Annotated in this window: 10 protein-coding genes; 5 read left to right on the top strand and 5 right to left on the bottom strand. The window is 38.9% G+C overall.

Translation table 11 applies throughout. The annotated features are described in order from the left end of the window. Positions 1-43 precede the first annotated feature (43 nt). The 4 genes from AC3WR0_RS07505 (at position 44) to AC3WR0_RS07490 (ending at position 3,471) form a co-directional block, all read left to right on the top strand. Complete coding sequence (locus AC3WR0_RS07505) at positions 44-346, top strand: PTS sugar transporter subunit IIB (RefSeq protein WP_492551720.1); 303 nt, start codon at positions 44-46, stop codon at positions 344-346. Between the two features lie 16 nt (positions 347-362). After that, the gene (gene celB / locus AC3WR0_RS07500) at positions 363-1,721 is read left to right on the top strand and encodes a PTS cellobiose transporter subunit IIC (RefSeq protein WP_492551719.1); all 1,359 of its coding nucleotides are present in this window, start codon (positions 363-365) and stop codon (positions 1,719-1,721) included. Between the two features lie 92 nt (positions 1,722-1,813). Further along, positions 1,814-2,143 carry a PTS lactose/cellobiose transporter subunit IIA gene (locus AC3WR0_RS07495; RefSeq protein ID WP_492551718.1) on the top strand — a complete coding sequence of 110 codons (330 nt, stop codon included), beginning with the start codon at positions 1,814-1,816 and terminating at the stop codon, positions 2,141-2,143. After that, positions 2,140-3,471 (top strand): 6-phospho-beta-glucosidase, encoded by a 1,332-nt coding sequence (locus AC3WR0_RS07490; RefSeq protein WP_492551717.1) that lies wholly within the window; start codon positions 2,140-2,142, stop codon positions 3,469-3,471. Before AC3WR0_RS07495 ends, AC3WR0_RS07490 begins: the two co-directional genes overlap by 4 nt. A 308-nt stretch (positions 3,472-3,779) precedes the next feature. Here AC3WR0_RS07490 and AC3WR0_RS07485 read toward each other — a convergent pair whose 3' ends face one another. The 4 genes from AC3WR0_RS07485 to AC3WR0_RS07470 all read right to left on the bottom strand — a co-directional run bounded on the left by AC3WR0_RS07485 (position 3,780) and on the right by AC3WR0_RS07470 (position 8,668). Continuing rightward, positions 3,780-5,474 carry a M3 family oligoendopeptidase gene (locus tag AC3WR0_RS07485; protein WP_492551716.1) on the bottom strand — a complete coding sequence of 565 codons (1,695 nt, stop codon included), beginning with the start codon at positions 5,472-5,474 and terminating at the stop codon, positions 3,780-3,782. A 287-nt stretch (positions 5,475-5,761) separates the two neighbouring features. Further along, positions 5,762-6,499: an esterase family protein gene (locus AC3WR0_RS07480; protein ID WP_492551715.1), complete on the bottom strand. Its 738-nt coding sequence runs from the start codon at positions 6,497-6,499 to the stop codon at positions 5,762-5,764. Between the two features lie 16 nt (positions 6,500-6,515). Further along, entirely contained in the window at positions 6,516-7,685 is a 1,170-nt protein-coding gene (locus AC3WR0_RS07475) for an ATP-grasp domain-containing protein (RefSeq protein ID WP_492551714.1), read from the bottom strand. A 152-nt stretch (positions 7,686-7,837) separates the two neighbouring features. Beyond that, positions 7,838-8,668, bottom strand: coding sequence for an alpha/beta hydrolase (locus tag AC3WR0_RS07470; protein ID WP_492551713.1), 831 nt, complete (start codon positions 8,666-8,668; stop codon positions 7,838-7,840). A 414-nt stretch (positions 8,669-9,082) separates the two neighbouring features. Between AC3WR0_RS07470 and AC3WR0_RS07465 the strand changes: the two genes are divergently transcribed. Further along, positions 9,083-9,907, top strand: coding sequence for a hypothetical protein (locus AC3WR0_RS07465; RefSeq protein ID WP_492551712.1), 825 nt, complete (start codon positions 9,083-9,085; stop codon positions 9,905-9,907). A gap of 620 nt (positions 9,908-10,527) precedes the next feature. Here AC3WR0_RS07465 and AC3WR0_RS07460 read toward each other — a convergent pair. Further along, positions 10,528-11,661: glycoside hydrolase family 32 protein (locus tag AC3WR0_RS07460; protein ID WP_492551711.1), on the bottom strand; the 1,134-nt coding region annotated here is incomplete at its 5' end.

The following is an 11,661-nucleotide window of genomic DNA, read 5'->3' as shown; positions in this document are numbered from 1 at the left end:
TTTTATCAAGTCATCTCTTAAAACCTATTAGGGGGACTTTATAATGAATATATTATTATGCTGTGCAGCAGGAATGAGTACAAGTTTATTGGTAACAAAAATGGAAACGTATGCAAAAGAACAGGGACTTGAAGGAAAAATTTGGGCAGTCGGTGCAGATGATGTAAAAAATCACATTGACAATGCAGATGTATTATTACTGGGACCACAAGTTCGCTATTTACTGTCTCAATTTAAAAAAGTTGGCGAAGAAAAAGGAATACCAGTTGATTCCATCAATCCTGTTCACTACGGAATGATGAACGGCGCTGAAGTCGTAAAATTTGCAATTGGTTTAAAAAAATAATAAGGAGTGGACCTGAATGAATCGTATATTAGATTTTCTTGAGAAACACTTTATGCCGCTTGCGGCAAAGCTCGGGGCGCAAAAACATTTGCAGGCCTTACGGGATGGAATTACATTATCCATGCCTATGATTATCATCGGTTCTTTCTTTCTAATCATTGCGTTCTTACCTTACTTTGGCGATGATCCAAACCGCCAGTATTTAATCACAAGCGAGGCGATTCGTGCCAAACTATTAATTCCGCAAGCAGCTACCTTTGGAATGATGGGATTAATTACGGCATTTGGTGTTGCTTACCGATTGGCTGAGAGATACAATATCGACGCCGTGAACTCAGGAGTAATCGCATTGTGTGCATTCTTGATTGCAACACCATTCACTACCGCCTTTACACCGGATGGTTCAAAGCATACGTACATGGTATCTGATGTTATTCCTACTATGTATATGGGAAGTGCCGGTATATTTGTAGCAATTATTATAGGTATTTTCGCAACGGAAGTTTACCGCTTTGTTCTGAAGAAAAACATTGTTATTAAAATGCCTGACGGTGTTCCGCCGGCAGTTAGCAAGTCGTTTGTTGCCTTAATCCCTGGATTCTTCGTTGTATCCGCTACATGGGGAGTTCGTCTCTTAATTGATTATCTGCATGAAGCTGGCGTAACAAATGCTGCAAGTTTACATGATGTAGTCAGTGTTGTTTTAACACAACCTCTTAGCGCTTTAACAGGAAATTTAGCAGGACAAATTGTTGTTGTATTTTTAATCAGCTTATTCTGGATCCTTGGTCTTCATGGAGACAATATTGTTGGGACCATCATGAGTCCAATATGGTTAAAAGCTACAGGTGATAATGCAACTGCTTTCGCTCATCACCATGCACCGACACAAATTTTTACTAATGAATTTTATGGAAGCTTTGTCACAATCGGTGGCACAGGCGGAACCATCGCACTTGTCTTATTATTTATGTTTGCGTCAAAAAGTAAACAATTAAAGCAATTAGGAAAACTATCTTTCCCTGCTGGACTGTTTATGATTAACGAACCTGTTATTTTTGGTACACCAATCGTAATGAATCCATTACTATTCATCCCATTCTTCCTTGCACCAATTGTGAATGTTATTGCTGCCTATATCGGAATGGATACAGGACTTGTTGCTAAAACAGTCGCTGCTGTTCCTTGGACAACTCCGCCGATTATCTCCGGATTCTTGGCAACAGGCGGTCACATTTCAGGTGCGATTATGCAGCTTGTCAGTGTCGGTCTTGATATCCTACTGTATCTCCCGTTCTTTAAGCTATGGGATAAGATTAAAGCAAGAGAAGAAATGGAATTTACTGCTATGGAATCGAATAAAAAGGCAGTCTAAAAGAACTGTTCCTCAAAATCGATAGAATCATAGATTTTGAGGAACAAGACTATTATAGGATTACCTTTATAATAACTACAGGAGGATTTGACATGATAAATCTTGAGGAAATTGTATTCCAAGTAATTTTACACGGCGGAAACGGAAGAAGCAGTGCCATGGAAGCGATCGCGGCTGCTAAGCAAGGGGATTTTTCGGAAGCTCGTGCAAAATTAACTGAGGCAAGTAATGCTTTAAATGAAGCTCATCATATTCAAACATCGCTTATCCAAGGGGAAATTAGAGGGGAAAGAACAGAAGTTACCCTTTTAATGGTCCATGCACAGGATCATCTAATGAACGCTATCACCGTAAAGGACTTAGCTATAGAATTTGTTGATTTATATGAGAATTTATCCATAAACGGAGGTATAAAACTATGAAGAAAGGCCTTAAAATTGTAACGATTGGCGGAGGTTCTAGCTATACACCGGAACTAGTCGAGGGTTTCATTAAAAGATACGATGAACTGCCCGTTCGTGAATTATGGCTTGTAGACATTCCGGCTGGAGAAGAAAAGCTAAACATTGTTGGTAACTTAGCAAAACGTATGGTTGAAAAAGCTGGTGTACCGATTGACATTCATTTAACACTTGATCGCCGCGAGGCATTAAAAGATGCCGATTTCGTTACCACTCAACTACGTGTCGGTTTATTGGATGCTCGTGCAAAAGACGAAAGAATTCCCTTAAGTCATGGGGTTATCGGACAAGAGACAAACGGACCAGGCGGACTTTTTAAAGCATTCCGTACCGTTCCTGTTATCCTTTCTATCGTTGAGGATATGAAAGAACTTTGCCCTGATGCCTTTTTAGTAAACTTTGCAAACCCTGCTGGAATGGTAACTGAAGCGGTTCTCCGCTATGGTAAATTTGATAAAGTGGTTGGATTATGTAATGTGCCAATCGGTCTTGAAATGGGAATTGCTAAATTATTAAATGTAGAACATTCACGCATCCGCATTGATTTTGCAGGTTTAAACCATATGGTCTACGGATTGGACATTTACTTAGACGGTAAGAGTGTAAAAGAAGAAGTAATGAATATGATTACAAATCCACAAAATTCAAGCTTTGTAAAAAATATTGACGGTATGGGATGGGAGCCTGAATTCATTAAAGGGTTAAACGTGTTAACATGTCCTTATCACCAATACTATTACAAAACGGGCGAAATGCTGAAGAAGGAATTAGAAGATTTCTCTACAGGCAGAACTCGTGCCGAGGTAGTAAAAGAGCTTGAAGCTGAATTATTCGAACTTTACAAAGATCCAAATCTTGCTATTAAGCCGCCTCAATTAGAACAACGCGGTGGAGCTTATTACAGTGATGCAGCCGTTCGTTTAATTACATCTATCTATACGGATAAACGCGATATCCAACCTGTTAATACTAAAAATAGAGGCGCTATTGCCGGAATTCCTTATGATTCTGCAGTCGAGATCAGTTGTGTCATCACAAAGGATGGCCCTAAACCGATTACAATGGGTGAACTCCCTGTAGCCGTTAATGGTCTTGTACAACAAATCAAATCGTTCGAAAGAGTAGCAATTGATGCTGCTGTAACTGGTGACTATGCAACAGCCCTTACAGCAATGACCATCAATCCGCTAGTTCCTTCTGATAAACTTGGAAAAATCATTTTAGATGAAATGCTTGAAGCACATAAAGAATATTTACCACAGTTTTTTAAAGAAGTAGAAGTACGTTAGTAGGTAAGTATTAAAGGTGGGAAAGGAATATAATTCCTTTCCTTTTTTGTTTTGAAATCCAGTTTTAGTGAGAGAGCTCACTGCTTTAGAGCAAATCACCAGAGCCATTTATAAACAAAGCGGCGAGATTCGCTCATGTTGGATGTATTGGAATCAAATTTCCGCTGATCAAATCTCTTGTCTCGGAAACCGCGGAAATTAATAAATTTAGAAAAGGAATCAATGTAAAACAGGAAAAAAAGGAGATTGGCCCACCAAAGCGGCCAATCCCATTATTCCGATACTTAAGTTTTTGCTATATTTCTTAATTAAAGAGCCTTATCATCAACTGTATTCAAATAAACTTTAATCTCATCAATCACAGATTTCACACAACCTTCTTCAAATGGAGAAATTAAGTTCGCTTCTTTTACAAGCGCTGTAAATGATTGGCTTCCACCTTGCTTACATAGGTGTAGGTAATCTTTCCAAGCATCCTCTTTATTTTCTTGCGTACGTTTCCAGAATTGCAACGCACAAATTTGAGCTAGTGTGTAATCTATATAGTAAAAAGGAACCTTGTAAATATGTCCCTGCTGCTGCCAGAAACCACCGTTTTCCAAGAATTCATTTCCTTCATAATCGCGATGCGGCAAGTACTTCTTCTCAATTTCTCTCCAAGCTTGCCTGCGCTCACCTGGAGTTGCTTCCGCGTTGGCATACACAAAATGCTGGAATTCGTCAACTGCTACACCGTAAGGAATAAATAGGACCGCTTCACTTAAATGAGAGAACTTGTACTTATCCGTATCTTCCTCGAAAAAAAGATCCATCCAAGGCCAAGCAAAGAACTCCATACTCATGGAGTGGATTTCACACGCTTCTAGTGTAGGGAACCCGTACTCCGGTACTTCAAATACACGACTTTCATATACTTGAAACGCATGTCCTACTTCATGCTTTAATACACGAACATCACCTTTTGTTCCATTAAAGTTAGCAAAAATGTATGGTGACTTATGTTTGCTAATATAAGTGCAGTAACCACCGCCAGCCTTACCTGCTTTGCTTAATAGGTCCATTAGGTTGTTTTCTACCATAAAAGTGTAAAACTCATTGGTTTCAGGAGCCATTTCCTCGTACATTTTCTTCGCTTGCTCGACAATCCACTCCGCATCTCCTTTAGGATCAGGATTTCCTGTCTTAAAGCTGAAGCTGTCATCGTAATATTTAAATGCATCGACACCAATACGTTCCTGCTGTCTTTGTTTTAGTTTTGTAGCTAAAGGAACGATGTACTCTTTCACTTGGTCACGGAACTTTGCTACCATTTCAGCATCATAATCAGTACGAGAAAGTCGAGCATAAGCTAACTCTGTAAAAGAAGAGAATCCTAGCTTCTTAGCAATACTAGTACGTACTTTTACGAGCTTGTCGTATAAATCATCTAATTGTTCGGCATGCTCAACGAAAAAGTTGTACTTCGCTTCATTTGATTCCTTCCTAATGGTACGGTCAGGAGATTGGTGATAAGGAACTAACTGAGCCAGATTTTTTATTTCCCCATCAAATTGGATTTTAGCTGAAGCAAGTAAATCAACATACTCACTTACTAGTTTGTTTTCTTCCTGCATGTCTTTCAACACTTCAGGTGAAAATGTTTTTAATTGACTGTCAGCTAATAAGAATAATTGTTTACCCCACTTTTCTTCTAACTGAGAGCGGAATTTAGAACCTGTAAGAGCCTTGTAATATTTTGTGATTAGACCCTTGTAGGCAGGTCCTACTTCATTGAAAAAATCCTTTTCTCTCTTATAGAACTCATCCGTTGTATCAATCGTCTGACGAATTTGAACAATCTGTCTCACGCTTTCAAACTCAGAACGTAACTCATTGATCTCTCTCATTACTCGGTCTTGAACCTCAAAGGACTCAGCAGATTGGAACCTCCCTAGTAATTGATTAAAGTTCCTCTCCACCTCTTCTATATTCGGTCTTGTATATGGAAAATCGTTAAACTGCATGAAAGAATCCTCCTTATGTAGTAAAAAATTTCGTGTAAATTACCTAAATTCGACACAGTGAAATAATTTCCTCTTAATTTCACAAAAAAATTTCGTTTTTCGAAATATTGATATTACTGTTGTTCTTAAATACTCCATGACAATAAGGCAATAAACAACTGCATACAAAAAAACCGCACAGCTTGATACCTGTGCGGCAAACTATCTATTAAACACCATCAAGAACTTTCCTTACATAAAAAGAAAAACCAGCGACTCAACCATACTGATGTTTTTTTGACATTTTCTTAAAATAATTCCCCTAAATAATACGGGATTTGGCGCCGCCACCAAATCCAATCATGCGAAACATCTTCGCCCCACTCATCAAACCGTGCTTGAATTTGTTTTTTTTCAAAGGCTTCTTTTAATTTAAAGTATGAAGGCAGCCCATCCTGTTCCCAATCACCCCGCCCTGTACAAATAATGATATCTGCTGAACGATATCGATCAATAAACCAGCCGTCATTTTGATTCCATATGTAATCACTCGGTGAATTTTCGTATACAAGCGGATCATTTCCGTAATCCCCAAAAAAGAAACGAACATCGTAAACCCCGCTAAGTGCAACGGTTGTTTGGAAGACATCCGGATGCCTTAAGAAAAAGTTCAACGCATGATAGGCCCCCATGCTGCACCCCGTTGTCATCATTGGATCAAACCAGCCTGTTTTATGTTTAATAAATGGAATAGCTTCTGAAATCACATAACGTTCATATGCTTCATGAGCTAATGCACGGTCATGCGCTGGTTTTGAGTCGTGCAGCCAACTTTCGCCATCGATACTAGCCAATGTAAAAAACTGAACTTTTCCGGATTCAATAAAGTCATGACACACATCAATCATTCCAAAATCATGATATTCAGTGTGCGTCCCGCCCGATGAAGGAAAAACGACGATTGGCATGCCGCTGTGTCCATATCTATTCAACAGCATTTCACGGCCTAATTCGCCGCTCCAATGGCTTAAATGTTCTATATGCATAGAAAATCTCCTATCCCTAATTTATTCGTTCATGTACAAAACGGATAATGTCATCGACTTCTTCCTGAGAATCTGCATTTATTGCATAAATTTGATTCCCTTGGAGTACCGCAAACGCAACTGGAATGCGCTTTGCAAACTTCACTCGATCGCCATATCGTTCATAAATAGCATTCATACCATGCTTATACTCATACGCATCACGCTGTGTTACACCGACACAAAACTGGTTTTCTGCATCGGACGCCTTAAATTCTCCGCCTGTCACAAGGGAAGCATACTGAGCAAACAAATCAATGGAGTACGCGAAATTGTACATATCAATCGTGTAGCCCCCAGCCAAGCGATTATTGTATTCAAGAGCAACATAATCCCCATTTTCTAATTTAAAAAACTCAATATGGAAAAAGCGTTCTTTCATGCCAAAAGCTTTCACGACCGCCTTTCCATACGTTTCGAGCTTTGGATCAATTTCTTTTTGAATCACATAAGCCATATCCAACTGGCCATTAACGAGTTCCAGAGTTGGCACATTATATGTAAAGCTTGTTTGGAAAACAATGTTCCCTTTCTGATCTACTAAACCATCAAATGTACAAAGTACGCCTCCTTCGACAAATGGTTCTAAGAAGTATACTTGTGCTTCTCCCCATTCTTCTTCAAAACGGCGTACAGCCTCTTCAGAATCTAATTTAAAGGTGGCAGCTGATCCCACTCCATTATCCGGTTTAGCGATAACTGGCAGTCCTAATTCATCAATGGCTTTAGAAAAATCACTTTTACTTTTAACGACTCTTCCTTCTACAACGGGCACATCTGCTTTTTTAAACAGCTTCTTCATTTCAGATTTATACTTAAATTTTTTCAACTCATCCGTTTTATTGCCGTATACGTTAAATTGCTCACGCAACTTTGCATCAAGTTCCAGCCAGTGCTCGTTATTTGATTCAATGCGATCAATTGGACCATGTTTATAAAACAAAAACGCAACAGCACGTTTCACTTCATCTACATCTTCTAAATTATTCACACGATAATATTCGGTTAAGGATTTTTGTAATTTGGAGCCTAATTGGTTATATGGCTCTTCGCCAATTCCTAGTACATTGACACCTGCTTCTTTTAAACGATGAGCGAACGGTTGGAAATTACCTGGATAATATGGTGATATTAAAATATAATTCATAATAAAAAAGGCTCCTTTCTTAAAATAAAAGAATCATAGTTTTTACAAATGATACATTCATTTAAATTTTAAATCAATTTAAATTTGAAAATATTCAAAAAAAGAGTGAGAGTTTCCTCCCACTATCAGTTAAATATACTTATTCAGTTCGTTCATGACCACTTCTCACTTAAGAAACGTAAACATTCTGGTAAGTGCTTTGCCCAAGCTTTTTCATTATGTTCTTCATCCGCAAAAATATTTAAACGAATGCTATCAATTGGAACAGAGCCTGTTAGTAGTTGTTTATAATACTTAAGCGAGCCATCGATATATGCCTGCTTCATATTGCCATACATAAATTTCCGGTCGGTATCATCGCCTTCCTGAGTCCCAACTTGAATGTACACGCGTTGTTCAGGATCCAACTCTTTTCTATCAATATAGCTGTCAAAGGCATTACTTGTAATCCAATTGGCTAAAGAAAAAATACCTAATCCACCTATTTGATCTTTATATTCAATCCCCATAAAAGCCGAGATATTTCCTCCAAGTGAACTGCCAATCATCGCTGTATGATACTTATCCGATTTAGTTCGGTAATGGTTATCGATAAACGACTTCACGACTGTCATGACAAACTCGGCAAACTCAGCGCCTCTTCCGCCTAGCTCAAAATCTTCAGGAAGCGGGCTTTCAGTAATTTTCCAAGGTGTATATTCATTAATTCGCTCTTGTCCACCATGATCAACCCCAACAATAATCATCCTCGGCAGATCGGGGTTTTGTTTAATTGCCGGAATTACTTTCCATGAAAACCCGCTATAAGATTCACTACTGTAGAAAACATTTTGTCCATCATGCATATAGACGACTGGATAACTTTCAGCCTCATCTTTATCGTAATTTTTCGGCAATAAAACACGCACGCGACGTTCTTCATTTTTATAAGACATATGTAAATGATGTGTTTCTATTTTTAAATAAAAATACGATTCGTTCATTTTACCACTCCTCACTCCCTTGATATTACATTAAATATACTAATCTCTTTTCCATTAAACCCCTATTTAAATACAAGATTTTTTGTTTATATTAACATTTCTAGTGATACATCTCTCCATTAGAACAAAAAGGCTTTAATGAAAACAGGGGTGAGAGCTATTCATTTTCAATAAAACGACGGACTGCTATTATTTCCTATTTACCTTTTTTAAGCTGAGACAGGTAGAAACTCTACGGGTTAAGCTGTATAATCTCTTGGTAGTGTTAAACAAAGGCTGTTTTCTAAAATATTGTTGTTTTTCAAAAGAGGATAAGTTTATTTCCGCTCCAACCAACCAAAACACATTCCTACTTCCAATAGCAACAAAGTTTACGAAAACAGCCTAAACAAAAAACATTAGAGGTGAAAGGCATTGGACTTTTATTCAGATTCCGAGCATCCAGAAAAAGTCGATGGCGAAGAATATAGAGAACAAACACGGACCCAGGAACCGCAGGCAGAATGGGAGACGGACCAAAGGGGACCTGATACACGGGAAACAAGGGAAAGCAGGGTCAGTCACTCAAGAATGGAGAGGAGAAACAATCCGGCTGATTCAGAGGACACAGTGGGAGTTACTCCGCAAAGCAGGACAAGCTCCAAGCCAGTCTCCAAATCCAGACCTTCCCTTAAGAGACTAAATGTGAAACTGCCCAAAGTGAAGCTCAATCTTGTCATAAAAATCGCAGCAGTCATTGCGGTTCTCATCAACGTTAGATACGTTATGGGTCTGATGAAGGACCCGGTCGGCACCTTTACATTTAATCATTTGGTGATTAAGTTAGCAATATCAGTTGGTATCAACTTTGCAGCAGTCTGGATTCTGTTTGCCAAGCAGTCCCGGATTAAGTATTTTCTTTCCCTGTTTGCAGTGTTAGCATCGTTTCTGTATTATCTTTATGGTAATTATACCAATCATACTTTATTTATGAGGAGCCACCTGATCCCTTCGGTGCTTGTAATCCTATCCGTTTTGATGGTGGTCAATTCCAAGTCGAATTATTATCTGAAAAGCATCCTGTTGCTGGTCTTCGCCGCAGCCGGGATCTATGTCAGCAGCAATCAATTTGCACTTGAGTGGGTGCTGAATGGCAGTGCTGGACTGGTGATGTTTTTTAGAGTTTCCAAAACAAAAAGGAATGACAAATCTGTTAACAAGGAAAGCAGGGCAAGAAGGAACCAGCGGCAGTCAGCTTAGTTTGGCGAGAAAACCCAGCATGCAAATAAGGCCACCCAGATAGTCTGGATGGCCCGTTTTTTATTAGTGAAATGAAAATAGCTCCGCTAAAATGCCACTATTTTATTTGAAGCAAACGTCCTTCCAAAAATGATTAGTGCGCGATAAGACCACACGAAGATTCAGGTGACAATGGATACCTATTCTCACCTTACTGATTCGATTGAAGCTATTGCAGTAGATTATTTGGATGAATTGCTTGAATAAGTATCAATAAGGGCACAAACGTGAAAATGGCACTTTTTTTGCACTTGCCCATAAAAAAAAGACCAGTACCAACTAGTCTATGTCCAGAAGAAATTCTAAAGAGTCCTTGTTATTACTAGGTTGGCGGGACCGCCTGGGAATCGAACCCACCTGACCTGGCACGCAGGTCACAAGCAGTTTTGAAGTTTGCTGGCATCTGTATTTCTAGTACCTTTATATACCCAGAAATACTGTTATGTGATTTATGCTCAAATTAATGAAAGAAAAAGGGCAGGTTCACTCAGGTTGAAATCTGCCCTTACTCAAATAATTCATTTAATTTGAAATAACAATTAACTTCAGCAGTTCAGAAAAAGCAAGACTGGATGTAGTCATTAAAAAATCAAAGCCAATTGAACGATCGCTAACGAGGCTAATTTAACTTTCTTATCTGTGGTATATAATTCAATCCCTGTGCTTTTAGGATCAGGGAAGATTAAATCCGTGATCACCACTTGGCCATTGTTCGCAAAAATTTCGACGGATGAACTATCAACAAAAATTTGCAGTTTAATTCTATTATTTTCCGACTTTAACGAAGCTCCATGCATACAAGGAAAATATTCGTTAAATTCAGTAACCCCCGAGTTAATCCGATTAACAAAAAGGAATTCATTTACAGCGTCATATCCTATTATGGTCTCCTTTGAATCAGAATTTCGAATTTTGATACCAAATTCTGTTGCCGACTGCAGTTCAAATTCAGCAATAATTTCTAAAAGATTTCCACTAACGTCAACTGAAACATTTTTCTCTGGTTCAAGAATGAACTGATCCCATGACCGTTTTTTCCCTCTGATTTTTTCAAGCTCAGCCACTGGAGCTTGAATAAGTCTAACACCATCGGAGGTTTCTTTTAATGATAACTCCCTCGGAAGGGTCATGGCACTTCTCCACCCGACGGTTGGGGTTTCATTCGCATATTTCCAATTACTCATCCAGCCAATAAAGAGCCGCCGTCCATCATCATATGGAATATCTGACCATGTTACTCCAGCATAATTATCTCTTCCATGGTCAAGCCAAAGAACTGTGTCATCAGGGTTATCATTGGTAAACGAGATACCATCAAATTCACCGATAAAGTACTGTGTTCTTGAACCCTCGGCAAATGCAGTATCATTACCAATACTTACAATCATCACCCATTTGCTCGAATCCTTTTTTCCGTCAACCGGTAACTTAAAGATGTCAGGACACTCCCAGACACCAGCATGGGAACCAGCTTGAGCACCGAATTCACTAGCAAACTCCCAAGATATTAGGTTGTCTGAACTATAAAACCTTACATGGTTCCCCGCAGCCAGAACCATCATCCACTTATTCTTATCCTCATGCCAAAATACTTTCGGATCACGGAAATCAGTGATAGATTCCTCCGTTAATACGGGATTCCCCTCATATTTATTCCAAGTACGGCCATGATCCTTACTATAGGCAAGACTCTGTCTCTGCCTTGATCGATCTGA

This window comes from Neobacillus sp. FW104-15D2 (assembly GCF_058790155.1).
The sequence above is the reverse complement of the archived record's forward strand: the minus strand, read 5'-3'. Positions and strand labels throughout refer to the sequence as shown.

Excerpts from the sequence above, each read along its gene's own strand:
- celB (WP_492551719.1), top strand. The coding sequence starts at position 363 with ATGAATCGTATATTAGATTTTCTTGAGAAACACTTTATGCCGCTTGCG.
- AC3WR0_RS07490 (WP_492551717.1), top strand. The coding sequence starts at position 2,140 with ATGAAGAAAGGCCTTAAAATTGTAACGATTGGCGGAGGTTCTAGCTAT.
- AC3WR0_RS07475 (WP_492551714.1), bottom strand. The coding sequence starts at position 7,685 with ATGAATTATATTTTAATATCACCATATTATCCAGGTAATTTCCAACCG.
- AC3WR0_RS07505 (WP_492551720.1), top strand. The coding sequence starts at position 44 with ATGAATATATTATTATGCTGTGCAGCAGGAATGAGTACAAGTTTATTG.
- AC3WR0_RS07480 (WP_492551715.1), bottom strand. The coding sequence starts at position 6,499 with ATGCATATAGAACATTTAAGCCATTGGAGCGGCGAATTAGGCCGTGAA.
- AC3WR0_RS07485 (WP_492551716.1), bottom strand. The coding sequence starts at position 5,474 with ATGCAGTTTAACGATTTTCCATATACAAGACCGAATATAGAAGAGGTG.
- AC3WR0_RS07470 (WP_492551713.1), bottom strand. The coding sequence starts at position 8,668 with ATGAACGAATCGTATTTTTATTTAAAAATAGAAACACATCATTTACAT.
- AC3WR0_RS07495 (WP_492551718.1), top strand. The coding sequence starts at position 1,814 with ATGATAAATCTTGAGGAAATTGTATTCCAAGTAATTTTACACGGCGGA.